Origin of the sequence: Vibrio alfacsensis, from assembly GCF_019670485.1 — a bacterium.
GTDB classification, from domain to species: domain Bacteria; phylum Pseudomonadota; class Gammaproteobacteria; order Enterobacterales; family Vibrionaceae; genus Vibrio; species Vibrio alfacsensis.
Genome location: NZ_AP024166.1, coordinates 54,421 through 80,004, shown reverse-complemented (window position 1 = coordinate 80,004; position 25,584 = coordinate 54,421). Strand labels below are relative to the sequence as shown.

The 25,584-nt window shown below is 44.4% G+C and carries 28 protein-coding genes, 1 pseudogene and 1 riboswitch; of the genes and pseudogenes, 21 read left to right on the top strand and 8 right to left on the bottom strand.

Annotated features, from left to right (window positions below):
- Positions 1-270 precede the first annotated feature (270 nt).
- Positions 271-380: riboswitch (TPP riboswitch) on the top strand.
- Between the two features lie 112 nt (positions 381-492).
- The 8 genes and pseudogenes from thiD to VA249_RS15015 all read left to right on the top strand — a co-directional run bounded on the left by thiD (position 493) and on the right by VA249_RS15015 (position 7,058).
- Positions 493-1,386 (top strand): bifunctional hydroxymethylpyrimidine kinase/phosphomethylpyrimidine kinase, encoded by an 894-nt coding sequence (gene thiD / locus VA249_RS15050; protein WP_221071247.1) that lies wholly within the window; start codon positions 493-495, stop codon positions 1,384-1,386.
- On the top strand, positions 1,376-2,140 hold the full coding sequence (locus VA249_RS15045) for an ABC transporter ATP-binding protein (protein WP_221071245.1): 765 nt from the start codon (positions 1,376-1,378) through the stop codon (positions 2,138-2,140). The genes thiD and VA249_RS15045 overlap by 11 nt, the downstream gene beginning before the upstream one ends.
- A 58-nt stretch (positions 2,141-2,198) precedes the next feature.
- Positions 2,199-2,933: pseudogene (locus VA249_RS15040) on the top strand (ABC transporter permease); the annotation flags it as partial.
- Between the two features lie 47 nt (positions 2,934-2,980).
- Positions 2,981-3,931, top strand: coding sequence for an ABC transporter substrate-binding protein (locus VA249_RS15035; RefSeq protein WP_221071241.1), 951 nt, complete (start codon positions 2,981-2,983; stop codon positions 3,929-3,931).
- A 54-nt stretch (positions 3,932-3,985) separates the two neighbouring features.
- A complete protein-coding gene (gene tenA / locus VA249_RS15030) occupies positions 3,986-4,654 on the top strand; it encodes a thiaminase II (RefSeq protein ID WP_221071239.1) in 669 nt (222 codons plus the stop codon).
- Positions 4,655-4,666: 12 nt separating this feature from the next.
- On the top strand, positions 4,667-5,458 hold the full coding sequence (thiM, locus tag VA249_RS15025; protein WP_221071237.1) for a hydroxyethylthiazole kinase: 792 nt from the start codon (positions 4,667-4,669) through the stop codon (positions 5,456-5,458).
- A gap of 64 nt (positions 5,459-5,522) precedes the next feature.
- Positions 5,523-6,137 carry a thiamine phosphate synthase gene (thiE, locus tag VA249_RS15020; protein WP_221071235.1) on the top strand — a complete coding sequence of 205 codons (615 nt, stop codon included), beginning with the start codon at positions 5,523-5,525 and terminating at the stop codon, positions 6,135-6,137.
- Positions 6,138-6,332: 195 nt separating this feature from the next.
- On the top strand, positions 6,333-7,058 hold the full coding sequence (locus VA249_RS15015; protein WP_221071233.1) for a phosphatase PAP2 family protein: 726 nt from the start codon (positions 6,333-6,335) through the stop codon (positions 7,056-7,058).
- An 86-nt stretch (positions 7,059-7,144) separates the two neighbouring features.
- Here VA249_RS15015 and VA249_RS15010 read toward each other — a convergent pair whose 3' ends face one another.
- Positions 7,145-9,592 carry a molybdopterin guanine dinucleotide-containing S/N-oxide reductase gene (locus tag VA249_RS15010; RefSeq protein ID WP_221071231.1) on the bottom strand — a complete coding sequence of 816 codons (2,448 nt, stop codon included), beginning with the start codon at positions 9,590-9,592 and terminating at the stop codon, positions 7,145-7,147.
- Between the two features lie 23 nt (positions 9,593-9,615).
- Positions 9,616-10,710: a NapC/NirT family cytochrome c gene (locus VA249_RS15005; protein WP_221071230.1), complete on the bottom strand. Its 1,095-nt coding sequence runs from the start codon at positions 10,708-10,710 to the stop codon at positions 9,616-9,618.
- A 252-nt stretch (positions 10,711-10,962) separates the two neighbouring features.
- On the opposite strand from VA249_RS15005, the gene VA249_RS15000 reads away from it, so the two are divergent.
- Together VA249_RS15000 and VA249_RS14995 are read left to right on the top strand one after the other, a co-directional pair.
- A complete protein-coding gene (locus tag VA249_RS15000) occupies positions 10,963-11,427 on the top strand; it encodes an HAD family hydrolase (protein WP_221071229.1) in 465 nt (154 codons plus the stop codon).
- A 69-nt stretch (positions 11,428-11,496) separates the two neighbouring features.
- Positions 11,497-12,012, top strand: a complete 516-nt coding sequence (locus tag VA249_RS14995) for a GNAT family N-acetyltransferase (RefSeq protein ID WP_221071228.1) — start codon at positions 11,497-11,499, stop codon at positions 12,010-12,012.
- Here VA249_RS14995 and VA249_RS14990 read toward each other — a convergent pair.
- The gene (locus VA249_RS14990) at positions 11,994-12,473 is read right to left on the bottom strand and encodes a c-type cytochrome (RefSeq protein WP_221071227.1); all 480 of its coding nucleotides are present in this window, start codon (positions 12,471-12,473) and stop codon (positions 11,994-11,996) included. The genes VA249_RS14995 and VA249_RS14990 overlap by 19 nt on opposite strands.
- A 129-nt stretch (positions 12,474-12,602) precedes the next feature.
- Between VA249_RS14990 and VA249_RS14985 the strand changes: the two genes are divergently transcribed.
- Both VA249_RS14985 and VA249_RS14980 read left to right on the top strand, forming a co-directional pair.
- On the top strand, positions 12,603-13,241 hold the full coding sequence (locus VA249_RS14985) for a cytochrome b/b6 domain-containing protein (RefSeq protein WP_221072177.1): 639 nt from the start codon (positions 12,603-12,605) through the stop codon (positions 13,239-13,241).
- 10 nt (positions 13,242-13,251) lie between these two features.
- Positions 13,252-13,680 carry a MarR family winged helix-turn-helix transcriptional regulator gene (locus VA249_RS14980; protein ID WP_221071226.1) on the top strand — a complete coding sequence of 143 codons (429 nt, stop codon included), beginning with the start codon at positions 13,252-13,254 and terminating at the stop codon, positions 13,678-13,680.
- Positions 13,681-13,826: 146 nt separating this feature from the next.
- Here VA249_RS14980 and VA249_RS14975 read toward each other — a convergent pair whose 3' ends face one another.
- Entirely contained in the window at positions 13,827-14,378 is a 552-nt protein-coding gene (locus VA249_RS14975) for a type II secretion system protein (RefSeq protein ID WP_221071225.1), read from the bottom strand.
- A 393-nt stretch (positions 14,379-14,771) separates the two neighbouring features.
- The gene (locus tag VA249_RS14970; protein ID WP_128813489.1) at positions 14,772-15,059 is read right to left on the bottom strand and encodes a hypothetical protein; all 288 of its coding nucleotides are present in this window, start codon (positions 15,057-15,059) and stop codon (positions 14,772-14,774) included.
- A 290-nt stretch (positions 15,060-15,349) separates the two neighbouring features.
- Here VA249_RS14970 and VA249_RS14965 point away from each other — a divergent pair, with 290 nt between their 5' ends.
- The 6 genes from VA249_RS14965 to VA249_RS14940 all read left to right on the top strand — a co-directional run bounded on the left by VA249_RS14965 (position 15,350) and on the right by VA249_RS14940 (position 19,671).
- On the top strand, positions 15,350-15,523 hold the full coding sequence (locus tag VA249_RS14965; RefSeq protein WP_128812475.1) for a hypothetical protein: 174 nt from the start codon (positions 15,350-15,352) through the stop codon (positions 15,521-15,523).
- 185 nt (positions 15,524-15,708) lie between these two features.
- On the top strand, positions 15,709-17,556 hold the full coding sequence (locus VA249_RS14960; protein ID WP_221071224.1) for a M3 family metallopeptidase: 1,848 nt from the start codon (positions 15,709-15,711) through the stop codon (positions 17,554-17,556).
- A 70-nt stretch (positions 17,557-17,626) separates the two neighbouring features.
- Positions 17,627-18,163 carry a DUF924 family protein gene (locus VA249_RS14955; protein ID WP_221071223.1) on the top strand — a complete coding sequence of 179 codons (537 nt, stop codon included), beginning with the start codon at positions 17,627-17,629 and terminating at the stop codon, positions 18,161-18,163.
- Positions 18,164-18,306: 143 nt separating this feature from the next.
- A complete protein-coding gene (locus tag VA249_RS14950; RefSeq protein ID WP_221071221.1) occupies positions 18,307-18,597 on the top strand; it encodes a putative quinol monooxygenase in 291 nt (96 codons plus the stop codon).
- Positions 18,598-18,729: 132 nt separating this feature from the next.
- Positions 18,730-19,047, top strand: coding sequence for a DUF4144 family protein (locus tag VA249_RS14945; protein WP_221071219.1), 318 nt, complete (start codon positions 18,730-18,732; stop codon positions 19,045-19,047).
- A 138-nt stretch (positions 19,048-19,185) separates the two neighbouring features.
- Positions 19,186-19,671, top strand: a complete 486-nt coding sequence (locus tag VA249_RS14940) for a VOC family protein (protein ID WP_128812472.1) — start codon at positions 19,186-19,188, stop codon at positions 19,669-19,671.
- Between the two features lie 92 nt (positions 19,672-19,763).
- Here VA249_RS14940 and VA249_RS14935 read toward each other — a convergent pair whose 3' ends face one another.
- The gene (locus VA249_RS14935) at positions 19,764-20,855 is read right to left on the bottom strand and encodes a methyl-accepting chemotaxis protein (protein WP_221071217.1); all 1,092 of its coding nucleotides are present in this window, start codon (positions 20,853-20,855) and stop codon (positions 19,764-19,766) included.
- A 366-nt stretch (positions 20,856-21,221) separates the two neighbouring features.
- Between VA249_RS14935 and VA249_RS14930 the strand changes: the two genes are divergently transcribed.
- From VA249_RS14930 to VA249_RS14920, 3 genes are all read left to right on the top strand, one after another.
- Positions 21,222-21,818: a LysE/ArgO family amino acid transporter gene (locus tag VA249_RS14930; protein ID WP_221071214.1), complete on the top strand. Its 597-nt coding sequence runs from the start codon at positions 21,222-21,224 to the stop codon at positions 21,816-21,818.
- A 109-nt stretch (positions 21,819-21,927) separates the two neighbouring features.
- Positions 21,928-22,353: a VOC family protein gene (locus tag VA249_RS14925; protein WP_221071212.1), complete on the top strand. Its 426-nt coding sequence runs from the start codon at positions 21,928-21,930 to the stop codon at positions 22,351-22,353.
- Positions 22,354-22,379: 26 nt separating this feature from the next.
- Positions 22,380-22,625: a Rho-binding antiterminator gene (locus VA249_RS14920; protein WP_221071211.1), complete on the top strand. Its 246-nt coding sequence runs from the start codon at positions 22,380-22,382 to the stop codon at positions 22,623-22,625.
- 211 nt (positions 22,626-22,836) lie between these two features.
- Here VA249_RS14920 and VA249_RS14915 read toward each other — a convergent pair whose 3' ends face one another.
- Both VA249_RS14915 and VA249_RS14910 read right to left on the bottom strand, forming a co-directional pair.
- Positions 22,837-24,324, bottom strand: a complete 1,488-nt coding sequence (locus tag VA249_RS14915) for an MDR family MFS transporter (protein ID WP_221071208.1) — start codon at positions 24,322-24,324, stop codon at positions 22,837-22,839.
- Entirely contained in the window at positions 24,321-25,346 is a 1,026-nt protein-coding gene (locus VA249_RS14910) for an HlyD family secretion protein (protein ID WP_128812467.1), read from the bottom strand. The genes VA249_RS14915 and VA249_RS14910 overlap by 4 nt, the downstream gene beginning before the upstream one ends.
- Between the last annotated feature and the right edge of the window lie 238 nt (positions 25,347-25,584).

Here is a 25,584-nt window from a genome sequence, read left to right as displayed (position 1 = left end):
TTTAACCTTGTTTTATGCTAATCCTTGCTAAATCAAACAACGATTCGTTACGTATTATGTCGAACTATCAATGATAAATGGAGTCTTTCTCTACCACTTTCAATGCAAAACATCATTTGTTCCAAGAACTTTCCAGTCAATTTTTAATTAACAGAGATAAAAATACTCAATACCGATATCAAACAGAGTTGGACTTCTCAAAATTTATCGATTGTTTGATTCAAACGAAAAAATCCGTACATCTACTATTCGTGAACTGCTATTATCCTAGCGAAATAGTCGGGGAGCCAATGCAGTAATTGTGTTGGCTGAGATCGAAATAGAGACCCGTTGAACCTGATTCAGTTAGTACTGACGTAGGGAACTATCATTACTTTGCCACTAGCCGATCTTGAACATCCATCAGTTTAGCTAGCCTCAACGGATCCGATCACCGATCTTCCCTTGCGATAGCCAAAGTCAGTTCCTATACGTCTTTTAATAGGAGCGACCATGGCGCAGCAATCAAACCAAGAACAACCATCAGCAGAGTCGAAAACACAAACGACAGTATCGTCAACCACCCCGATTGTATTGACGATCGCAGGGTCGGACAGTGGCGGCGGCGCAGGCATTCAAGCAGACATCAAAGCCATATCCGCAACCGGAAGCTTTGCCTGTTCGGTGATTACTGCTATTACCTCGCAAAATACGCAGGGTGTTTCCGCTATTTTCCCGATACCTTTAGAGCATGTTGAAAGCCAGCTCGATTCCGTTTTTACCGACCTCAACATTGTCGCAGTTAAAGTTGGCATGCTGGCGGATTCGAGCATCATTAAAGTTGTTGCCAACAAGATTAAGCAGTATCAGCCCAAGCACCTTGTCATTGATCCTGTAATGGTCGCCACCAGCGGCGATTTGTTATTGGAACAGTCTGCCATCAGCACATTGAAAGAAGCACTGATTCCGCTCGCTGACATCATTACTCCAAATTTACCAGAGGGTGCAGCGCTTACGGGTAAGGCGGTTCCTCAATCAGAGTCTGAGATGAATGACATGATTGCCGACTTACGCGCTCTCGGTGCAAAAGCGGTACTGTTAAAAGGCGGGCATTTAGAAAAAGATGAAAACAGTAACGATCTCTTGATCCTGCAAGACAGTGCTGAACTCATCAGTGCGAAACGATTCCCAACCAAAAACACACACGGTACTGGCTGCACGCTTTCATCCGCTATCGCCTCTTACCTTGGCCAAGAGAACAGTCTAAATAGAGCCGTACATTTGGGTAAAGAATACATCACCCAAGCTATTGCTCATGCCGATGAGTTAGATGTCGGTCAAGGTCACGGCCCTGTGCATCATTTCTTTGCTGGTCCAAACTTTGGCAAAAACAATAATGCGCGTTAGAACTCTGGGCCTTCAACTTTCGGACGCTGGCCTACAATACAAAGACAGCCTGACCCCCACGCTAGCAAGGTTGAGCATGAACATCCCTGCGAACAAATGGACAGTCTTACTTGGTCGCAGTGGTTGTGGTAAAACGACGATCCTGCGCTATCTCGCGGGTCTGCTGGATGACAAGGTTGATTGGTATGGAGAGCTGACCACCACGGATGGCATCGCCTTGCGCGATCGCATTGCCTACATGGCGCAGCAAGACCTGTTACTGCCATGGTTGAACGTGTTAGACAACGTCTGCCTAAGTTCACGATTTTCTCATTCAACAAGGCCTCATGGGTCCGAACAAAACAAGCAACGTGCGCTGACCTTATTAAAACAAGTTGGATTGACAGAATACGCAAACACCAAACCCGATCAACTGTCTGGCGGCATGAGACAGCGTGTCGCTCTCGCCCGAACTCTCATGCAAGACAAGCCCTTAGTTCTCATGGATGAACCTTTCTCGGCGCTCGATGCCGTGACTCGTCATAAACTGCAAACCTTATCTGCCGAATTACTAAAAGATAAGACCGTGGTATTGATCACTCATGATCCCCAAGAAGCGGTGCGACTAGCTCACCAACTCTATGTATTGCAGGGTACGCCTGCGCAAGCTCTTCACCTTGTTGTTCCAAACTCAAAGCCACCGAGAGTGCTCGACGGTGAATGTGCTGCATTACAACAAGCCATATTGGATCAATTGGAGAAAGACTATGAGTGACATGACTCAGTACAACTCCATTTCAACGAAAATAGATAAAAAGGAGCGAGTGACTCATCCGGCACTTCGCTTGGTAATCAGCACGACGGTCATCTTGGGCTTGTGGCAACTGGCTGTTGTCGTATTCGACATGCCAAGTTTCATCTTACCCTCGCCAATTGAAGTTCTGGACAGATTAGTGACTCGTTATGACGTATTGCTCAAACATACTTGGGTTACGGCTCAAGAGATCTTGTTTGGTCTGGTGCTTGGATTATCAATGGGCTTGTTCTTCGCATTACAAATGCTGATGTTCGAACCGCTCAAACGTTGGCTCCTGCCCATTCTGATTGCCAGCCAAGCAATACCGGTATTTGCGATCGCGCCTGTGCTCATGCTTTGGCTAGGTTATGGCATCGCATCAAAAGTGGTGATGGCGGCGATCATCATCTTTTTCCCCGTCACGACATGTTGTTATGACGGTCTTCGGAATACACCAACCGGTTATCTCGATCTTGCTAAAACTATGGGAGCGTCGAAATGGCAATTGCTGCGCCATATCCAGTTGCCTGCCGCTCTACCTACACTGGCATCCGGGATTCGTGTCGCCGTGGTTATTGCACCAATTGGTGCCGTGGTGGGTGAATGGGTTGGTTCAAGTGAGGGTTTAGGCTATCTGATGTTACAAGCCAACGCTCGCATGATCATTGATGAAATGTTTGCGGCGCTGTTTATCCTCGCCGTGTTGTCAATCGCACTCTACTTCATCACCGATAAATTATTGAAAAAAGCCATCCCTTGGGAAAACAAGTAATTACAGAAAATAGTCAAAGTAAATAGGGAAAGAAAAGGAAGAACCCCGTGAATAAAAACAAACTTATGAGCGCTGCTGCTCTGCTCGCTTCAGTGGTATCAACCAACGTACTTGGTGCCGAAAAAGAGATGACGCTAATGCTGGATTGGTTCGTCAACCCAAACCATGGTCCTATCGTGATCGCCAAAGAGCGTGGTTACTTCAAAGAGCAAGGTTTGAAAGTCAACATTCAAGAGCCCGCAGACCCAAGCACACCACCTAAGTTGGTCGCGGCAGGTAAAGTCGACATGGCGATTTCTTACCAACCAAGCCTGACAATTGATGTCGCGGCTGGCTTGCCATTAATCCGCTCTGCGACTCTGATTGCTACGCCACTCAACACGCTGATGGTGCTGGATAACGGTAAGAACGAAAACCTTGGTGGCTTAAAAGGTAAGAAGATCGGTATTGCGATCGCAGGTAACGAAGAAGCGACAATCGGCACCATGCTTGCGCAAGAAAACGTGAAGTTTTCTGACGTGCAAATCATCAATATAGGTTGGGCGCTGTCATCATCTCTCGCATCTGGCAAAGTAGATGCGATTTGGGGTGGTCTACGTAACTTCGAAACCAACCAACTTGCGCTAGAGGGTTACAAAGCCAAAGCTTTCTTCCCAGAGGAGCACGGCGTGCCAGCGTATGACGAGTTGGTCTTCGTAGCCAATGCAAAAACCTACGACAAAGAAGCCATCAAGGCATTCAACAAAGCACTAGAGCAAGCAACCACTTACATTGTTAACCATCCAAAAGCGTCGTGGAAAGAGTTCGTGGCTTATTCACCAGACACCCTCAACAACGAACTTAACCAACGCGCTTGGAACGACACGCTAACTCGTTTCGCTCTTCGTCCATCCGCAGTAGATCTGAAACGCTACGATGATTATGCCGAATTCATGTATTCACAAAACATCATCGAAACACTGCCAAAAGCAAAAGATTACGTACCGAACTTTGACTAGTCCTACTGACCTTAGGCTCAAAGCCTAAGGTCTATTGATAACGAGATACCTATAATGACATACCAAGATTTGATCGACGCTTGCCGCCAAGATTGGCAAGAATACACCGAGCATGCTTTCGTGCAGCAATTGGCGCAAGGCACTCTGGCTCAACCTTGTTTTCTGCATTACCTAAAGCAGGATTTTCTGTTCCTAAAACAGTACGCTCGAGCTTACGCATTAGCAATCTACAAAGCGCGTACTTTGGATGATATGCGCCGCGCTCTCCCAAGCGTACATGCATTGCTCGATTCTGAAATCGCCCACCACGTGACTTACTGTGAGCAATGGGGATTAACTGAATTTGACTTAGAAAACGAGCCAGAAGATTTCGGGACAGTAGCTTATACCCGCTACGTATTGGATGCTGGCATGACGGGCGATCTTGTTGATCTATACGCGGCACTGGCACCGTGCTCTATCGGTTATGCCGTAATCGGTAAGATGCTGATTGAAGACGAAAACACGGTAATCGAAGGTAACCCATACGCAAGTTGGATTAACCTCTACGGTGGTGAAGAGTTCCAATCTGGTGTCGCAAAAGGTGCAGAACACTTTAATCAGTTATTGGCGAAAATCGATATCAACAGCCAGCGCGGTCAAAACCTGATTCAGGTATTCAAAACTGCAACGCGTATGGAAGTGGCATTCTGGCAACAAGGTCTGAACGCTCAGCAAGATTAATTGGAGAGTCTCATGTTAATTGAACAAATCACCCAAGCATTAACGGCAGTACGCCAGCAAAAGCCATTGGTTGTCAACATCACTAACTACGTGGTGATGAACAACACGGCAAACGCCCTATTGGCTATCGGTGCTTCCCCAATCATGGCGCACTCCAAACAAGAAATGGCAGAGATGATGTCGTTCGCTGGTTCACTGGTTATCAATATCGGTACCCTAGATAGCGTTTGGACACCGCGTATGAGTTATGCCGTAGAGCAAGCCAATGCCAATGGCAAAATCGTTGTGCTCGATCCTGTCGGTTGTGGAGCAAGCTCACTACGTACCGAGACATCACGTGAAATCGCACGCCTTGCAAACAAACTCATCATCCGTGGTAACGCCTCAGAAATCATTGCTCTTGCTGGCGAGCAAGCACAAAGTAAAGGCGTCGATGCGCTAGACAGCAGTGACGCAGCGCTTGGTGCAGCCAACTTCTTAGTCGCAGAGTACGGTGCAAACGTGGTGATTTCTGGCGAGACCGATTACATCGTCACAAAAGAGCAGACAGTGCAGCTAAACAATGGTCACGAGATGATGCCATACGTAACCGGAATGGGCTGTACGCTAACGGCACTGACAGGTGCATTTGCAGCCGTTGGTGATGATACTGGTCTCGCAGCAGCAGCGGTACTTGGCGTTGTTGGTGAAATTGCTGCGGAACAAGCTCGTGGTCCAGGTAGCCTGCAAATGAACCTGTTGGATGAGCTTTACCAGTTGGATGAAGAAACATTGGCAAAGCGCCTCAAACTGCTCGTGCAATAAGCTTTTATCTCTTTTAACACTAGCCTCTCAATCCTCTTTCAATGAGAGGCTTAAAGGAAACCCAATGAACGCCTATCGTTTATATTTGGTCACCGATGACCAACAAGATTTAGCCACACTAAAGCGTGTTGTGAAAAAAGCCGTGGAAGGTGGCGTGACCATGGTACAAGTCCGCGAAAAACACGGTGATGTGCGTGCGTTTATCGAACGAGCTCAAGCCGTCAAAGACATCCTTAAAGATACCGATGTGCCTTTGATCATCAATGACCGCGTAGATGTCGCACTGGCTGTCGATGCTGATGGGGTTCACCTCGGGCAATCAGACATGCCTGCAATCATTGCTCGTGAGTTGATTGGACCAAACAAAATCCTCGGCTTATCCATCGAAAATGAAGAGCAGCTTGCAGAAGCGGACTCTCTTTCGATTGATTACATCGGTTTGAGCGCGATCTTCGCGACGCCGACCAAAACTAACACCAAAAAACATTGGGGTATTGATGGGTTGAAGGTGGCATTAGAGACAACCTCAATGCCGATTGTTGCCATTGGCGGCATTAACGAAAGTAACATTCCACAGCTTAGCGCCACTGGTGTTCATGGCTTAGCTTTGGTTTCAGCGATTTGCCACGCTAAAGATCCAAAAGCCGCATCGGAATATCTACTAAGCCTGATGAGCTAAGATTCCATCATGTTTATTTCAAGGCGTTTATGGATTAACGCCTTGATATTCCAACATCATATAGCCTCTTCCCTCTCCGGCAATTTTCTCGGTTGAATTGACAAAGCGTTGATGAGTTTTTCACATCGACTATCGTAAGATAGCGACCTGATTTTTACTGCTGCGTAACTCTTAATGAAAACCCCAAAATACGTAATGAAAACCAAAAAATACGGATTGATGATGTTGACCTTTTTCGTCGCAGGTATCTTTCCTCTCTCGCTGACTGCCTCTTATCACGATCTTACTTCTCACGTTTCTGATGGCGTCGGCATCTTAATTACGTTGTTGACGGATTCGGCGGGTAGCAAAGGCTTTTTGATTTCCCTGACACTATTAATTCTGTCACTGTATCGTTTCAAGCCAACAAAGACAGAATGGATACAAAAACTCTCCATGCTTGGGCTGTTATTGATAATAGGCTTTGTAAGTAAAACTGGCTTAAAGCTCATGACAGAGAGTCCGCGTCCCTACACTGAATTACTCGCAGCAGAGCAATTGATTGAGAACCCAGAAACGTTTTATCAACTAGAAATCTCTCAACAAGCCGATATTATTGGTCAGATTTCAGAAAAAGTAAGTGAATGGCGCACGCTCCACTGGCAAGGTGAAAAAGATTACTCTTTCCCATCTGGTCATACGATTTTCGTTTCAATCTGTTTAGCTTTCTTTGGTGGGTTATTTTTGCAGAATCAGTGCTATTTTTCTGCTGCAACTTTGTGGGTGTGGGCAATGGGCGTCGCGTACAGCCGTTTGTGGCTCGGCATGCACAGAATTGAGGATTTGATTGGTTCAGTGGTGTTTGTCGCTGTGATATTTACCTTACTGCCTAGATTTCAAATAACTAAAAGAGCGCCTTTCGTTGCCTTAGCAACCAAGTAAAAGTCTTAAAAAATAGAGAAAAAAGAAGCCAGCAACTTGCTGGCTTCTTTAGTTTTGTATCTTAAGTGCTAGGCTCTAGGCCATGATTATCCGTTTTTTGGCGGTGTGAATGCCGTTAGTTCTAGCGCTGGTCCTTCATACTTCTCGATGCGAACCAATGCAGAGTTTGCCGCACAACCATTCGCAAGGCGGGATGTTGGGATATCGAGCGTCAGGACGTTACAGCCACCGTTTTTACAGATGCCCGTTTTCGGATCGAGGTCCGGCCAACCACCTTCGTGGATACATACAGAGCCTTGCTTGATACCATCAGTAACCAATGCCCCCACCAGAACTTGGCCACGACCATTGTATGCTCGGACAAGATCGCCCGTCTTAATACCACGCGTTTTTGCATCTTCTGGGTGAATAGAGATCGGTTCACGATCAGCAATCGCATACTCTTCACGAAGTTTCGCGTAGTTGAACTGGCTGTGCAAGCGATGCGCTGAGTGCGCCGTCATTAACTGTAGCTCACCGTCAGTTGCGTTACCTGTGTATTCAGTTGGCTCCAACCAAGTTGGGTGTGGAGGACAGTCCTCTAACTGGTAGCCCTCGATGGTACGAGAATAGATCTCAAACTTACCGCTTGGTGTACCTAATGGATTCATGATCGGATTCTCACGGAACTCTGCATAACGAACAAACTGAGCGTTCTTATCGTTCCACTTCATCTCGATTAACTGATTATCTTCCCAGAACTTACTGAAGTTAGGCATTGCTATACGTTGAGCACGACCGCCTTGCTGTGCTACTTTGTAGAAACCGTAAAGCCATTCCATCTCTGTTTTGCCTTCGGTGTACACATCACGACCACCTGGAGCAAGTAGTTCTGCCATATCCGCAAACACATCGAAGTCGTTACGAGCTTCACCTTGAGGCTCAACCACTTGCTTCATTGGCACTAGGTGCTGGTTACTGTAGTCACCTGTCATGGTCATGTCGTTGCGTTCGAACGATGTGGTGATTGGCAAAACGATGTCTGCGTGTTTCGCAGCCGCTGTCCAGTATGGTTCAGAGATAACGATCAGCTCAGGTTTTTGCCACGCTTTAATCAGGCGGTTAGTGTCTTGGTGATGAGTAAAGTTCGCACCACCAGCCCACCAAATCATCTTGATCTCAGGGAACGTTAAATCATGACCATTGTGGTGGTAACTCATGCCAGGATTTTCTAACGCTTCAACAATGCGTGCTACTGGGAACGCATTCACCGAGCCGGAAACCGCCCAGTCGTTACCCGCAGAAGAGCCACCACCGAGTGAGGCTGAAATTGCCGGTAGTACACCAGCATCGCGAGCTGGGTTACCGCCGTTTGAGTAGTGGTAAGACAAACCGAAACCACCACCTGGTAAACCGATTTGGCCCAACATGGTCGCTAGAGTGACTAACATCCAGTGGCGTTGCTCACCGTACTGTTGACGCTGCATGCCCCAACCAGACATCAGCATTGTGCGGTTATTGCTAAAGATATCTGCAAGCAATTCAAGCTGTTTCACTGGCACACCACAGATCTTCGACGCCCACTCTGCAGATTTCTCAACGCCGTCTTCTTTACCCATTAGGTAAGCTTCGAATACGTCGTAGCCAGTGGTGTATTTCGCTAGGAATTCTTTGTCATGCTTACCTTGTTTAACCAACGTATGTGCGATACCCATCATCATCGCTACATCCGTCATAGGGTGCGGAGCGATCCACTGTGCGTTGTCGCCGAAAAACTCGATGGTTTCTGAACGCATTGGGTCGATAGCGATAACCGTTTTGCCAGACTTCTTAAGCTGATGGAAGAATTCAAGGCCTGCGCAGTCTGTTGAGCTCCACGCAATCTTTAGGGTGTTGATTGGGTTAAGGCCCCAAAGCACAACAACATCACTATGTTCAAGTACCACTGGGTAAGTCGTTTGCTGTTCGTAAACTTCGATAGAACCCACAACGTGCGGCATGATCACTTGAGCTGCACCCGTAGAGTAGTCACCCAAGTGACCTGAGTAACCGCCAGCCATACTCATGTAACGTTGCAATAGTGTTTGAGCTTTATGTAATACACCGCTTGAGCGCCATCCGTAAGAGCCTGCGAATACAGATTCCGCGCCGTGCTCTTTACGAATACGCATGTGTTGCTCGTGAATCAGCTTGTAAACTTCATCCCAAGACACGCGAATAAATTCATCGCTACCACGCACACCCTCTGGTGCCGATGGATTTGCCAAGAAGCCTTTACGTACCATTGGGTACTTAACACGCGCTTTAGTATGAACCTGATCTGGGCCCGTTGTTTGTAGGCTGTTTGGTACCGTTTGTGCCAATGCGTTCCTGGTTGAAACCAGCTTACCGTCTTTTACTTCACACAACATTGGGCCCATACGACCAGCCGTTAGTACACCTGCACCTCGTTTATCTGAAGCCAATGCACTCATAGGTGTCAATGAAGTAAATGCCAACGCACCTGCAGTTAGTCCTGTGCCTTTTAGAAATCCACGACGAGTTAAATTAGTCATTATGTTATCCTTCTATTTCTCTATTAGTGACCAACCACATCTTTCGCGTGGTGCTGGAAGAACTTAGTCAAAATTTCTAGGTTTTCGGCGGTAATATCCGTGCGATCACCCATACTCTTCGCGACAGGACCCCATGCGTTCACTGTGAAGTGATTTGAAGGAATTTTTGCATGACAAGTGGCACAGTAAACATTGTCCAACTCTTCTGCGTATGACCAGACTGGCTCTAGCGTATCAACCACTGGAGAATCAATCGTTGCCGTTAGAGAAACAGGACGCCATTCATTGCCGTACACATCTGCTTTGAACTCGCCAGCTTCTAGTGCTTGTTCACCTTGTTCAGATAGCGTTGCAATCATCGCGCGTTGACCTTCACCCATGTAAAGCACTTGCTCTGCGCCTTTCATTTGGAATGCATTTAACTTAACGGTACGGTTATCACCCTCGACTTTCACAACTTCTAATTTCGTTGTTGGGTTAATCGTGCCAAAGTCACCCATATTGATCGTCGTCACTGGATACACAACTTTTGCGTCTGCTGAGGTCTTAGTCGTGAAGCTCATTAGCATTTCAAATGCTTTACTATCAAGCTCCGCTTCAGGAGCAAAGTGCGCAACACCTTTGTGGCAGTCGATACACGTTTGATCATTCGCTTTCGCATAAGCGTGCATCTTCGCGGCATCACGTGATTGTTCGAATTCTTCCATTGCATCGAAATCGTGACAAGAACGACACGTAGCCGAATCGTTCTCACGGAATTGCTCCCAAACCATTTCGGCAAGTTCGGTGCGATGAGCTTCGTATTTTTCTGGCGTATCAATTTTACCAGTCACGAACTCATGATAGATGTCTTTCGACGCGCGGATCTTAGTGATCAAATAGTCCATTGGCTCTTTCGGAATGTGACAGTCTGAACATTCTGCACGAATGCCCTTGGCATTACTGAAGTGAACAGAGCCTTGATACTCTTTATAAGGGATTTCCATAGAGTGGCAGGAGAGACAAAACTCCGTATCAGAAGTGTAGTGCATAATAGCGGCAGAACCGCCCAAGGTTAACCAGCCCAAGCCGACGCCAGCAGCGACGAGCAGAGCAACATATCTTTTTTTCATCGACATAATTAGAAACAAATGCTCACATTTAGTAATTTATAGTCGTAATTTACCTCTTTAGTATTACAGGTTATTGATCCACATCATATGCGTATTACAACCACTGTCTTGATTATGAAAAACTGTGGTTTTAGTCTACTTCAAACTGCCAATCACTCTATGGGAGTAACGAAAAGCTACGTGAATCGCATTTATCCCAATAGCATGCGCTCTGCGTGATAAAAAACGATAGGATGTTCTGATATAGGAGATTCGAACATGATTTATCTTTTCGATTGGGGCAACACCTTGATGGTCGATTTTCCCCACGCACAAGGAAAAATGTGCAATTGGGAGCACGTAGAAACCATCCCTAAAGCAAGAGAGATGCTCTCGGTGCTGTCACAAAACCACTCTATTTATATCGCGACCAGTGCATCCGATTCACGATTAGAAGATGTACAAAGAGCATTCCAACGTGTCGAACTCGATCCGTTTATCGCAGGCTATTTTTGTTATGCGAACCTTGGCGTTAAAAAAAACCAACCCGCTTTCTATCAAGCGATTGCAGCGCAACTTAAGGTAAAACCAACACAACTTACGATGGTTGGCGATCTGCCACAGAAAGATATCTATCCGGCAATGGAGGCTGGGTTAAACACGATTTGGTTCAACCCTAAACATTTAACTGCACCTGAGCAGTCTATACCTCATCAAATCCACTGCTTATCCGAGCTTATTTAAACCAAGACTTTCAAATGAACGGGTAATGGCGTTCAGGTATAACGTTCATCCATAGCGCAGGAATGAAAAATGCAAGTCAGGCCAATCAAAATAGAAGATATTGACCAATTTATCGCACTTTGGGATCGCGTGTATGAGGAAGGTGAATATCTACGCTCACCCGCACCAGAGCGAGGCAAGGTGACCGAGGTATTAACGCGTGTAAAAAAGGAATCCATTCCCCAGTTCGTCGCGATTGACGAACAATATTTAGTTGGTAGCGTCGAAATTTTTCCGGCCAGTATGTGTGGTTATGAGGGGGGTGAATTTATCCATACTGGTATTCTTGGCATTCATATCGATCATCAATATCGAAATCAAGGGCTTGGTAAACAACTTCTCGCCACCGCTATTCAACGAGGATGGGATTATGGTTTTGACACTATTGTGCTCAATGTTTACAAGCACAACCTCCCCGCTATCGCGCTATATGAACAATTTAGCTTTAAACATTGCGGAGAGTTAGGCGTCGTCACTTTAGCAAATGGCAAGCAGGTCATGAGCCAAAAGATGGAACTAAAGCGCGGCTACCAACGAGAACGATAGGCGCGATGACAACTACGACATGTATCTTGTGCCTTTTCCAATCCTTGTTCAGCCTCAGGTGCATTCTGAGCCTGTACCCCTCGATACAACTCAATAAACCCATTATCCATCTCCACCATTAGGTGGTTAAAGTTATCAGGCTTACTCCATACCTCTTGTTTTGCTTTGCTGTTCTCTTGGCTACCAACAGGAAAAGCCACGTGCAACTGCGCGCTATTTCTTGTGAGCTCTTTCCCAACTTGCTCTAAAGCTTGCCAGTCTGACTCATTGCCATTCAGCAAATTAGAAGCTTGCTTAGACAGTATTTCAATCTTCTCAAAAGCATTCTGCCGAGCTTCAATCTGACTAACTAAATCTTGTGACGAGCTTAAATCTTGCTGCACGGTTAAATCTTGAGCAAAAAGTGTTGTTGGAAAAAATATTGTTGGAAAAAGCGATAGCAGAATCAATGTTTTTTTCATGTGGTACTCCAATTTCTCATTCAAGGTCTCTTGAAGCTTTAATTTACACAACAAAGATTGCGTGCGCAACAATTGTTGTGTAAATTAAAATAAAGAAAATCATCGTAGTCAAAAAAACCGAGGTGAATGATGAACGTTTGGGACTTAGCAACCCGCCTTTACCACTGGGCTCAAGCTCTGTTATTTGTTGCTCTTATGGGGTCAGGGCTGAGTGGAAATGGTCCACATATTCAGTTAGGACTGATGCTATTTACACTCTTACTATGGCGCGTAACATGGGGCTTTGTGGGTAGTGAAACCAGTTTATTTCGTCAGTTTTTGCGTTCTCCGAAACGCGTCGTAGCCCACTTACTTGGCAAATCAACATTAACTGCTGGCCACAATCCAGCGGGTGGATGGATGGTCGCAGCACTTCTAACGGCATTACTGTTGCAATGCATCAGTGGGATGGTACTCGCAGGCCTGTTCGATGCTTGGCCCAATGCTGACATTTGGCTAAACGATAACATTTTTTCTGCAATGGAATGGCTACATCTTTCTTTAGCTAATCTACTGCCAATGCTGATTGCTCTGCATCTAGGCGCCATTCTGTTCTACAAATTAAAAGGCAAACCGCTGGTAAAAGCGATGCTTACTGGCAAGCAAATTCAGAATGAACAATCTACCGATCAAACACATAGCGTTCTCTACTTTGCCCCACAAATTCGTGCCTTAAAGGTGCTAGTTGCGAGCACATTGGTTACTATTGCAATAATTGCTTTATCATAAGAGAACCGGAATGAGCGAACAGTTTGACAGACAAGATAGCTTTGGTTGGATGATCAATGTCGTCGCCAACGATGCATCGAAACAATTTGAAGCGGAATTAAAGAAGCACGGCCTCACCGTAGCACTCTGGCCGACCATGATGTGTTTATGGGAAGAAGAAGGAATCACACAGCGAGACATTGCGGAAAAATCAAAAGTCGAAAACTCAACGACAACTCGTACATTAGATAAATTGGAGAAATTGGGATTGGTTGAGCGACACCCTGATCCCAATAGCCGACGTTCATTTCGTATTTATTTAACCGACAAAGGGCGAGGATTAAAAGATTCTTTGTTACCTGTTCCTTTAGCGGTCAATAAATCGTTAATGAGCCCTCTCACTCCTAATGAGCAAAAAGAGATGCTTCGAATGCTTAAAAAGTTAATTGCTGAAATTTAGTCCAAAGGTTTAACTTTGAGTATCTGATAAAACGTTAATCATCTGATATAGCGTTAAATTTCTGATAAAACATGCCCCGAACCAACATTTGGGCATGTTTTATACGGGTTAAAATAACAAACAATGAAACAAGTCCAATCAAATCATTAACAACCGCTCGTCACACTCCCTTTTACCACAGACTCTGTAGATGATTGGTTAACGTAATAAAAGTAACACTCTTCTTCGGCTAACGTGTACCCCTGGGGCCAGACATAAACGACGCGGTCTAAACCAGAATAGTCGGAAAACTGATAGTCTGGAATATCAATAAAATTGGCACTATTTGGATATTGTTGACCAATAATGCAAAAATCACTGCCCTCACATGGCTCATCTATTTGAGAACCTCCTGCGACAGGAAGATCAATCTCCAATAAAGCTCTGATACTATCGGCACTCGCTTCAGGCATGCCATTGAGCAGCTTTACATTCCTATCGATATAAATGATCTGACGTTCATTTTCCGCATCGTCAATAACCACTCTGGCCTGAAAAAATTTGAGTGCGGTATTCAAGGAAGAATGGGAGCTTTGCAACATTGCCGCGTAAGCTTGACGATGAATATCAAGTAAAACCGGCATAGCCGCCAACGCAATCGAACCGAGCGTTGCAATGACAATAGAAATTTCCAATAAGGTGAATCCTTTTTGCTTCACTTTTTTATCTCAACTCAGGCAATCAAATATACATACCCAATGGGTTTCAAGGTGCAAGATTCACAGCGATAAGATCTTCAAATCATCGCGGCATCGATAAGCCAAGCGATTCAGCTATGCAGAGAACCTTGAGATTAATAGGGATGAAAAACGCTCACTTTTTTGTAGCGCGAAACCAATATATCTTTGATTTTGTGAAGATAAATAGGGAAAGATAGGAAAAGTACTAGCGACATTAGACATTGAGAGTCACAATGCAATTACAATGAAATGAACTACAACGTGTATCAAAAACTGGAATTATCTCAATATGTTAAGATGTATAACGTTGAGGCGAATTACTATCCGTGGACCTACGGTTTAAAAAACACCGAATGCCTCAACAATTATCGGTTACGCGTTCAATAACGGGACATTATTGCGGATCAAACCGCGACGTACATTCGTACACATTTTTCCAAATCGACGAATTTCATCAAACTGAGGAGTAATGCCACGATCCAGAGCCGATTCCCAATAAGTCAATTCTGAGTCCACCATTTCCAACAATTTTTTAGGGCAACCAATACACTTACCCTCTGGCCCACAAACGAACGTCTCCGGCTCATAAATCGGTAATTCAGCTTTCACTTGCGCAATGATATCGCGCATTGCGGTCATTCGGTCTGGTTTGATGGTCATCATGCGACTCCAAAAAAAGATGAGGGTCGCGATTGTACTCTCTAGCACACAAAAATCCTCTTTTTTTATCTTTTCAGACAGCATTTCTCCACATATTCGCACCCAGGAATCACATACAAAAAATAAGGTCATATTTTTACGGTCTAAGGCAAAGGACTCTATACTTACAACAGGTAATCTCTAGAAGCTTGGTTTATCGGTGATCGTTACGCGAAACGCATAGTCAGTACCGAACATCTTCTTGAGGTTGTGTGGGTAACAATCTGAAATTATGACCAAAGGGAATGAATATGGAACTGCGTAACAAAGCGGGTGACACGGCAAAAATTGCAGATAATCTCACCCTAAAAGAAGTTACTGAAATGGGGTATACCGTTGATCTTTGTGACGAAGCCTTTGATCCAAACGAGCATTGGAAAGCGGAAGGTAAAGATCAAGGTCGAGGCGAATACCCTGAAGAGTAACCACTATTTAATCTAGCCGAGTAAGCTCATTACTCGGCTACTGCTTCTCGTCAATTTATGCTTTGAGTCCTTTAAAAAGAGCATCACTTCGAATAATTAGGTTTCACTTTCCTAAGCACTCTTTAAACATGCCATAATCAAACATCACTAAAACTATCAATAAAGCAACCATTTGAAGGAACAAAATGACGGCGACGGAATACCTCAATACCCTTAACCAACGTTACCTCGATATCCATCGTACTAAAGAAGATTTCTTTTGGGATACCTATATGGGTAACAGCGACGACCACGATGGCTCAACCAAAGCACAAACCGCTTGGACTAATTTTTTAAGCAATTCAGAGCAAATTACAGCCATTAAGCAACAACTTGTCTCTGCTGAAGCCATTAAAAATCCGCAAGAAAAACAGCAAACACAAACTGGCCTGCAAGGTTGGTTAGCCACATTTGAAGCGCACGCAATTGAAGGACAAGAAGCACAAGCACTAAAAAAATCACTTATCGCTTTCGAAGCTGAATTGTTCGAGAAAAAACAAAAACACGTACTCACATTCATCAATGAGCATGGTGAGCAAGTCGAGGGGTCCCTACCCGTTTTAGCTTCTACGATCCGAACCAATAATCATGAGACAGTTCGTCAGTCAGCCCATCAAACTCTGCTCGATCTAGAACAGTGGTTATTAAAAAATGGTTTCATTGAACTCATCAAAATGCGTAACCAATTTGCACACACTTTGGGCTACAAAACGTTTTTTGATTACTCAGTCAAAAAAACAGAAAAAATGACCTCCGACGAACTGTTTAACATCCTAAATGATTTTGAACAACGCACACGTAACGCCAACTTAAACAGCTTACGAACACTCGCTCAGGAGAAGGGACAAAACTCACTAACGGGTTACAACTTCATATACTCCTTTGCGGGAGATGTGATGCGTGACCTCGACCCATATGTCCCATTTTCAAAATCGCTGCGCCGTTGGGTAGAGTCGTTTGGACGTCTTAATATTGACTACTCTAAAGCAGAGTTGAAGCTTGATCTTCTCGATCGCAAGGGCAAATACCCGAATGGTTTCTGTCATGGACCCGTTCCATCATTCTACAACCAAGGTGATTGGGTTGCCGCGCAAGTAAACTTCACGAGTAACGCCAAACCAGACCAAGTCGGTAGCGGCTACGATGGCATCAATACGCTTTTCCATGAGGGAGGTCATGCCGCGCACTTTGCCAACGTTAAAATGAATGCGCCATGTTTTTCACAAGAATTTGCACCAACTTCAATGGCGTATGCTGAAACACAATCAATGTTTTGTGATAGCTTACTGACGGATGCTGATTGGCTCAAACAGTACGCTCTGGATGCCGAGGGTAATCCAGTGCCTGATGACATCATTCGAGCAATGATCAATAGCCGTCAACCGTTTAAAGCCTATGAAGAAAGAAGCATTTTAGTTGTGCCGTACTTTGAGCGAGCATTGTACCAACTGAGCGATGATGAACTGACACCAGAGCGTATCACGAAACTGGCGCGTGATTGTGAAAAGCAAATTCTCGGCTTGGAGTGCAGTCCGCGTCCGCTCATGGCCATCCCGCATCTTATTTCGGATGAAGCAGCTTGTGCCTACCATGGCTACTTACTCGCGCACATGGCGGTTTACCAAACACGAGCCTACTTCCTTGATAAGTTTGGCTACCTTACTGACAACCCCGAAATTGGTCCGCTACTCGCAAAACACTACTGGCATGCCGGTAATCAGGTGTCACACAACGAAACAATCGTTAGTCTAACGGGTGAGGGATTCAACGCGAAGTACCTAGCTGACGTGTGCAACTTATCACCAAAGCAAGCCTGGGAAGTACAACAGAAAAAAATCGACTCATTAACTACTCGTAAACGTGCGCCAGTCGCCTCTTTGAATGCCAGCATAAAAGTCGTGGATGGCACACATGAACTCGCCAACAACACAATTTCGGACGACCAAATGTGTCATCAATTTGAGCGTTATATTGAACAAACATACGGCCGATAAGTGAAACTAAGATCCGGCATACCTATCCCGGATCTTTTTCTATCAAGACTTTTTCTTTCAGGAAAGCCACATGTACCAAGATATACTCACATTCTGGTTTGAAGAACTGGAGCCAAAAGATTGGTTTATTAGCAATGCCGATGTCGACAAACAAATCAAAAATCGATTTCTGACGACTTTGGAACGGGCTACACGATCAGAGCTATTTAGTTGGCGCGATACCGCACAAGGTCGCCTTGCAGAAATCATCGTACTCGACCAGTTTTCTCGCAATGTCTACCGCGATACACCAAACGCCTTTGCTCAAGACACATTAGCACTCGCACTTGCCCAAGAGGCGATTCGTTTAGGTTTAGACCAAGATTTAAATGACGTTGAGCGCAGTTTCTTATACATGCCATTTATGCACAGTGAATCTCAACTGATTCATAAAGAGGCCGAGAAACTGTTTAAAACACTGGGTCGAGAGTCTAACTATGAGTTCGAACTGAAGCATAAAGTGATCATTGATCGTTTTGGTCGCTACCCACACCGAAATGCAATATTAGGTCGTGACAGCACAGAAGAAGAGAAAGCGTTTTTACAGCAACCAAACTCGAGTTTCTAAGTAGGGTTAGCACAAAATTGTCATTCGATTATCAATTTTTCTTTGATAATCATTCAACCATTGTGCTGTTTATTCTTTCGTGATTCGCGACTAATCTTTACCTCATCAACACGATACATCACGATCAACAGAGGATTTCCACCATGGCTAAATTGACCATCGTCGCTAACATCATTGCCAAAGCAGACCAAGTAGAGTTGGTAAAAACCGAGCTACTTAAGCTGATTGATGTCACTCGTGCAGAAGAGGGGTGTATCAACTATGATCTTCACCAAGACAATGAAAACCCAGCGCATTTCACGTTCTATGAAAACTGGGAGTCACGTGAATTATGGCGTAAGCACATGGACAACGCACATTTAGCGGAATACATGAAAGCAACAGACGGCGCTGTCGACACTTTCACGCTGAGCGAGATGTCTCACATCGCTTAATGCTCTACACAACAAAATTTGGAAAGCTAGCAAGTATCGCCTTGCTAGCTTTTTGTTTTATCTTTCAGAACATTTATCTTTCCAAACATTGTGTGGGGTAAGTAGCCCACTCAAATTTTATAAGGTTTCACAATGATAACATGGCCTTGCGTACTCAAGCTCGATGGCGACGATGAACTGGTTTATTTAGATTCACCAGAAACATTGAATATTGAATGCCAAGCATTGATTTGGGGCGAAGATGACGTTGTGATTGATGCAAAAGGCCAGTGCTATGCCTTACAAGCAAGAGCTGACCACTCCTTGGAATTAAGACCATTGCCTCAAACATTAAACTTACAAGAAGTAACAACGCTCATTCAAAAGCACGAGTTTAGTCAGGCACAAACTTGCCTCATTAAAATTCACTTTTCATCGGTTCAGCAAGCCATCGAAGCGCTATCTCACTAATTCACTAACGCCACACTTGAAATAACAAAAAATTATCATTATGAAAATTATTGATAATTTCATGTAATCACGTTTTATTCCTATACTCTCCTCATCGAAACGAACAACCAATCAATCATCAAGATTTGGAGTAGAATTATGAAAATGAGTCATATCGGCATCATGGTAAGTGACATGGATAAAGCGGTTGAGTTTTACACTCAAGCTCTCGGCCTAAAAGTAGTAATGGGTAACACCAAAGTTGTGGAAGAGCGTGAAACTGCAATCGGAAGAATGTGTATTGCCGTATTCGGTGAAGGCTTTAAAGGATTCAACATCGCGCACCTTGTCACATCAGATGGTATTGGCTTTGAGCTGTTTGAGATGGTTGATCACGAAGAGCGCCATATCGTCGACTTTTCTCGCATCGGTTTGTTCCACTTTTCTCTACAAACCGACGACTTTGAAGGCGTGATAAAACGTACTGAAGAATTAGGCGGTAAAGTACGTATGGACATCATGCGCTACCACCCAGAAGACGACAGCAAACCAGCAAAAATGGTTTACCTAGAAGACCCGTTTGGCACGCTATTTGAGCTTTACTCGCACACTTACGAAGAAACTTACGCGTCTGATTATGAATAATCCGACTCGATAGAAACGAGAAAGGTTGGCCAAAAGCCAACCCTTTTTTACTTACTTTTTATTTGCATGTTTATGTGCATAGCGACAATAAGTTATCCGAATTTCGCTTTCGTGATGTCGTCCATCAAGCAGTCAATCTGATACACCACCTCACAACTCGCTTTCTCCATCGCCTTAATCGCTTGAATCATCGAGTAGGTATCGGAGTTCTTACCAAATTTAAGCGCATTTTTACCGTATTCATGAACTTCTTTATGCGGTTCTTCAAGCAACGCAAAGCTACGTAATTGCCCATATTGTTTGCCAGAACCTCGATAATACCATTCACCAAGTCGGCATTCGGTATGTTCAGAAACATGTTCATCAAACGCTTCGGCTTCAACAAGTTTGTATAAGTTCTGCTTCCATACCGCGTGATCGAGTTTCACTGTATCAAGGAATGAGCGAGTTGATGCTAAGAAAATAACTCGTTGCATGTGCCCAGATTTCACTACGACCTCGTTCACGATGCAGCCAATTTGCGATGATGACGCCGACACTTCTTCCGCACAACTTTGGTTCTCTGAGATCGCCTCTTTTATTTCAGAAACTTGAGATACGATTTGGTTAACAAGCTGGTCTATTTTTCCGCTTGTTTCATGTGCTTTCGCCGCGAGGCCTCGGACTTCATCGGCCACGACAGCAAAGCCTCTACCAGCTTCCCCTGCCCTAGCAGCCTCTATCGCTGCGTTCAAAGCAAGTAAATTTGTTTGGTCTGAGATCTCTTTAATGGTTGATACAAACTGGGTGATTGAGTTCGCAGTGCTATCCAAACTTTGTACCGCCGCCATACTGCTGCCGGCATGATGACTAATTTTATCTGCTCGACTTTCCAAACGAGCAAGCGCTTGATGAGTTTGAGCAAACATTTCATCCAAGAGTTTTAACTCTTCATTCTCCGCTTGCAAAGATTCCGCGCTTGTTGCCATTTGCGTACGAATGGTTTCAAGCATCAAGCTCCCCTCAAGGCTTGAAAGCGTAACCTGTTTGTTCAGTTCTTCATTTTCTCGCGAAATTTGTACCTCTTGTAAGGCAGAGTCAAGCTGCTGACGCATAGATTGCATATCTGCATCATACTTAGCCCTCAAGGTTGCGATTTCATTCTTTAGCTCTTCATTTTCACGTTTTAATTTTTGCCAAAACACGGTCGTTTCCATCATTTGTATAGTTATAAATCCACAAGCATTTTATTTGATTCCATTTATTAATCTATAAATAAAATATGCTCTTGATAACAAATATATTTAATTTAAGTTTTTACAAACAACAACTTAGTTAATTACGAGTTAAAACAACGAGCCATAACAACCAATAATAAAAACAACAAACATAAGCACAACAAATACAACACTGAGGTAAATTGTCCGTAACAGGCAAATTTTTGGTTAAAGAGCGTCGATTCATGAACTCCTCTGCACAATATGTGATTAGTCCCTCATTTTCTTGCGGGCTCATACTCGGACGTCTAGAGTTTGAAACTCAATGACAAAGCGACTCAAGGAAGAAGACCAATGCCGACTTATCTCGCAGGTTTTACGCTAGGTATCACCCTCATACTTGCTATCGGCGCTCAAAATACCTTTGTTCTTAAACAAGGCATTAAGCAACAGCATGTATTTCTAGTTTGTGCCATTTGTGCATTCTCCGATGCTATTTTGATTTCTTTTGGTGTCCTTGGTTTTGGCTATTTGGTAAAGCAGTTCCCGTTAATTGAAACGATAGCGCGATATGCCGGTATGCTATTTTTAATTTGGTATGGGCTAAGCAGCTTACATTCTTCACTAACACAACGTCATGTTATAAATCCCGAGGGAAATACAAGCAAAGGAGTATGGAAAACGGCGTTATTCTGCCTTGCGTTCACATGGCTCAATCCGCATGTTTACCTCGACACCGTCGTTCTTCTTGGTTCGATTTCAACTCAGTATGACCCCCACCAATGGTATTTTTATGCGGGAGCACTCACTGCCTCATTCGTGTTTTTTTTCAGCTTAGGTTATGGAGCAAAATATCTCACACCAATATTTCGGCACGCTCGATCTTGGCAAATACTGGAATTCATAATTGGCTGGGTTATGTTATTTTTGGCCATTAGCCTTGTGGTTTAAGCAAAGAGACAGCTAACGACTCCACGATGCAGCTTTACCTCACATTTGAATCTGTAACTTTGGTCTAACCGTATATACTGTAGTGAACACTCCGTAAGGAATTCTGGGAATGATCAATCACAATAACCCGATCGAAATTAGAGCACTCGATCATGTTGTACTGAGGACCCGCGATTTATCAAGCATGCTTCGCTTTTACCAGCAGATTTTAGGTTGCCCAATTGAAAGGGAATTGCCTGAGCTGGGATTAACGCAGTTGCGAGCAGGTAACTCCCTGATAGATATCGTGACCGTTGAAAGTGAACTCGGCCAACTTGGCGGTGGAAATCCAAAGCAAGACGGACGAAATCTTGATCATTTCTGCCTCCAAATCGCACCTTTCATTGAAGCTGAACTGCTTCGTTATTTGAAAAAACATAATATCCAAGTTGCAGAGTTTACTGAGCGATATGGTGCACAAGGTTTTGGCCGATCCATATACCTCACCGATCCTGAGGGAAATGTGGTAGAGCTAAAACAACAAAAATCTAGCTAAATTAAGATCATGAAAGGAGATAGATCATGGTGACTTGCAATCAATACGACTTTATTGAGATCGCATGCATGTTCAATATTCTCATAGAGATCACGCTGAAAAACGGCGAGCAACATCAAGGTAAGGCGCTTGATACTGGCTACGATATGGAAAGACAAGAATGTTTGTTCTTAGACGTTGATGGAGAGCACATCGCGTTTCCCACTGAACAACTTGTCTCAATGAAAGCGCTTCAAGAAAACCCTCATTTTAGTGACGTGACTTTTGGCTAACGCGCAACACTTAGAACCTGGCACTTAGGCCCTAAATTAGGTCCTAAATTAGGTCCTAAAGATGCCTTATAAAAAATACCTATATACGAAAGTATCTGTTTAAAAAATTCCTCCCATATAACAAAGACCAACATTGAAAATTCCCAATATAAAAAGCGCCGTTAATCTGTTCAGTTCTGCTAACTTACACAGCTAAAGGCGCTTTAGAGCACTATCTCGACCGAATAAAAATCAGCATCGGCATCATGATAACAAACATGATTCCCACTAGCTGGAACGTATGAACAAACGCGACCATTTGCGACTGCTGATGAAGCATCGCTTGATATTGCTCTAACGCTGCAGGATCCGTTACCGATAAACCTTGTTTCGCAGCCCAATCTTGAAGTACAGGATTGTAGGTATTGAAACCTTCGCTCAGTGCATGCCATTGCTGCTGACCATCACGATATTGAAACGTCGTCGCAATCGAAATACCAAAGGAACTACCGATTGTACGGAACAAGTTAAAAATACTGGCCCCCGCAACAGATTGCTCTTTGGATAATGTCATATAAGCCAATGTTGAGAGCGTTGAGAAAGTTAACCCTAACCCCATACCTTGAATCATACTCGGCATGATAATCCAGAATGTATCAATCTCCATGGAATACAAGGTCATCAGATAGCTACCGATGCCAATGCACGATAAACCGAAGACAATCTTCAACCTAGGGTCAAATTGTGGGTTTATCACAATCACTAATATCAGCATTGCGGCGGAGGCAAGGCCCCTTGGTGCCATTAACATACCCGTAGTGGAAACCGGGTAATTAAGTAGCCCCTCTAACAACATTGGCTGCTGAGTAGTCAGACCAAACATTGCTATCGAAACTACCGCCATCATCAAGGATGACACCATGAGGTTTTTATCTTTCAATAGCCATAAAGGCGCGATTGGGCTCTTGGTCTTCCAGCTGCGATAGATCCACATGATCAGCCCCATCACGGCGAGCAAAACGGCGGTTTGAATCAGACGAGAGTTAAACCAGTCTTCATCGTTACCTTTATCAAGAACAAACTGCAAAGCACCAACGCCAAGTGCCATGTAACCAATGATCCACCAATCAAAATCAGGCTTAGATTTATTACTAATGTGGATATAGCGATAGATCAATGTCGTGCAGACTAGTCCAAACGGTAAATTAACGTAGAAGATCCAGCGCCAATTAATGTTGTCGGTAATGACACCACCGACGACAGGGCCAAGAATGGGGCCCAATAAGATGCCGATGGAGAAGATCGCCATCGCTTTACCTTTTTGCTCCGATGGATAAATCTGCACCAAAGTCGACTGTGCAAGTGGGATAACCGAGGCCCCAAACGCACCTTGAATGATACGAAATAGCACCATCTCTTCTAGCGAGTTAGCTTGGCCACACAGCGCACTGGCAATCACAAAACCAATCACGGCCACCAGCATGACTTTACGTTCACCAAAACGTGAAACCCAAAAGCTGGTCATTGGGATGAAGATCGCTTCTGCCATGCTGTAGCCAGTCAGCACCCAAGTGATCTGGTCTGCCGTTGCACCTAGTGCTCCCATCATATGTGAAAGCGACACGTTGGCAACGGTCATATCTATCAACACCATGATGGCAGAAAGCATCACGGCGACGGTGGCAATTCCCCGTTTGTCAGCCGTAATTTCGTTACTCATTTCGCGCTACTTTGCAAATCAACCGTCACTTCGGAACTCGCGCCCACACGTAGTTGTGGTGCACCCTCTGGAACTTCTAATGTTAAGCGCACAGGGAAGCGTTGCTTGATTTTTACCCAGTTACCCGTTGCATTTTCTGGAGGCATCAATGAGAAAGACGTTCCACTCGCAGGAGATAACTCTTCGACCGTTGCTTTCCAAACCACATCAGGATACATATCAATCACAACTTCAGCATGCATACCCGCTTTAATATGGGTTAAGTCCGTCTCTTTAAAGTTTGCACGAACCCAATAGCTATCTTTGATAATCACTGGGAACAAGGTTTGACCAATGCCAACAACAGAACCTGCATGGGTATTGATTTCACCCGCAATACCATCGACGGGTGAGGTAATGTCGGTATAGCTCAGATTCAATTCTGCTTGTGCTAGTTGCGCCGCAGCTTGTTGAACCACCGCCGCTTCTGCGCCCTCTTCACCACGGTTAGCGATGGCTTTTTCAACCGTTGCACGTGCTTGTTCAAGGCTTGCTTGAGCGTTTGCTAGCTTATTCTTAGCTGTATCTAAATCTTGCGCTGAAGCTAACTTGCGCTTAACCAACGAGTTGGTGCGTTTGTACTCCAACTGAGCTTCTGTAAGGTTTGAACGCGCAGCATCCAATCCTGCAACCGCTTCAGTGACTTGTTTATCAGCAACATCATGCTGCTGAACCGCTAGTTGATAAGCCGCTTTCGCCTGCTTAACCGCAAGTAAGTAAGGGCGAGAATCGATTTTGAGTAACAAATCGCCTTTATTCACAACTTGAAAATCTTTGGCTTCAACAGAAACGACTTGTCCTTTAACTTGAGGTGCCACCGAAAGAATTTTCGCTCTTACATACGCATCCTCCGTGCTGGGATGACCGTCGGAATATTGCCAAGACCAATACATCGCACCAAAGGCGATAGCACAAACGAGAAGAAAAAGGATTTTGGTCAGTTTTGATTTCGAAGATGAGGTCTTCGCGGTTTCGTCACTCATTTATATTGTCCAGATGTTCAATTTTGTGATCAGTGTAGGATTTTTCCGCAGCCGAACAATCAATTGATCTGAAAGGTTATGATCCAATTTTGAGCATTGCTAAATCACCCAAAGGATGCGCAAAAACATTCACTCTCTTGTGTTGCGTAAATTATAGGAGACGTTAACGCCAAATTCAGAGAATATGCCCAAATCATTCTCGCTGAACCTAGCATTTCGAGGTGACTTACGTACAAAT

Coding starts and splice junctions, on each gene's coding strand:
- VA249_RS15015 (WP_221071233.1), top strand. CDS start 6,333: ATGAAAACCAAAAAATACGGATTGATGATGTTGACCTTTTTCGTCGCA.
- thiD (WP_221071247.1), top strand. CDS start 493: ATGGCGCAGCAATCAAACCAAGAACAACCATCAGCAGAGTCGAAAACA.
- thiM (WP_221071237.1), top strand. CDS start 4,667: ATGTTAATTGAACAAATCACCCAAGCATTAACGGCAGTACGCCAGCAA.
- VA249_RS14915 (WP_221071208.1), bottom strand. CDS start 24,324: ATGAGTAACGAAATTACGGCTGACAAACGGGGAATTGCCACCGTCGCC.
- VA249_RS14945 (WP_221071219.1), top strand. CDS start 18,730: ATGATAACATGGCCTTGCGTACTCAAGCTCGATGGCGACGATGAACTG.
- VA249_RS15000 (WP_221071229.1), top strand. CDS start 10,963: ATGATTTATCTTTTCGATTGGGGCAACACCTTGATGGTCGATTTTCCC.
- VA249_RS14930 (WP_221071214.1), top strand. CDS start 21,222: ATGCCGACTTATCTCGCAGGTTTTACGCTAGGTATCACCCTCATACTT.
- VA249_RS14995 (WP_221071228.1), top strand. CDS start 11,497: ATGCAAGTCAGGCCAATCAAAATAGAAGATATTGACCAATTTATCGCA.
- VA249_RS14910 (WP_128812467.1), bottom strand. CDS start 25,346: ATGAGTGACGAAACCGCGAAGACCTCATCTTCGAAATCAAAACTGACC.
- thiE (WP_221071235.1), top strand. CDS start 5,523: ATGAACGCCTATCGTTTATATTTGGTCACCGATGACCAACAAGATTTA.
- VA249_RS15010 (WP_221071231.1), bottom strand. CDS start 9,592: ATGACTAATTTAACTCGTCGTGGATTTCTAAAAGGCACAGGACTAACT.
- VA249_RS15005 (WP_221071230.1), bottom strand. CDS start 10,710: ATGTCGATGAAAAAAAGATATGTTGCTCTGCTCGTCGCTGCTGGCGTC.
- VA249_RS14990 (WP_221071227.1), bottom strand. CDS start 12,473: ATGAAAAAAACATTGATTCTGCTATCGCTTTTTCCAACAATATTTTTT.
- VA249_RS14940 (WP_128812472.1), top strand. CDS start 19,186: ATGAAAATGAGTCATATCGGCATCATGGTAAGTGACATGGATAAAGCG.
- VA249_RS14960 (WP_221071224.1), top strand. CDS start 15,709: ATGACGGCGACGGAATACCTCAATACCCTTAACCAACGTTACCTCGAT.
- tenA (WP_221071239.1), top strand. CDS start 3,986: ATGACATACCAAGATTTGATCGACGCTTGCCGCCAAGATTGGCAAGAA.
- VA249_RS14985 (WP_221072177.1), top strand. CDS start 12,603: ATGAACGTTTGGGACTTAGCAACCCGCCTTTACCACTGGGCTCAAGCT.
- VA249_RS14965 (WP_128812475.1), top strand. CDS start 15,350: ATGGAACTGCGTAACAAAGCGGGTGACACGGCAAAAATTGCAGATAAT.
- VA249_RS14980 (WP_221071226.1), top strand. CDS start 13,252: ATGAGCGAACAGTTTGACAGACAAGATAGCTTTGGTTGGATGATCAAT.
- VA249_RS15045 (WP_221071245.1), top strand. CDS start 1,376: ATGCGCGTTAGAACTCTGGGCCTTCAACTTTCGGACGCTGGCCTACAA.
- VA249_RS14925 (WP_221071212.1), top strand. CDS start 21,928: ATGATCAATCACAATAACCCGATCGAAATTAGAGCACTCGATCATGTT.
- VA249_RS14970 (WP_128813489.1), bottom strand. CDS start 15,059: ATGACCATCAAACCAGACCGAATGACCGCAATGCGCGATATCATTGCG.
- VA249_RS14920 (WP_221071211.1), top strand. CDS start 22,380: ATGGTGACTTGCAATCAATACGACTTTATTGAGATCGCATGCATGTTC.
- VA249_RS14955 (WP_221071223.1), top strand. CDS start 17,627: ATGTACCAAGATATACTCACATTCTGGTTTGAAGAACTGGAGCCAAAA.
- VA249_RS14950 (WP_221071221.1), top strand. CDS start 18,307: ATGGCTAAATTGACCATCGTCGCTAACATCATTGCCAAAGCAGACCAA.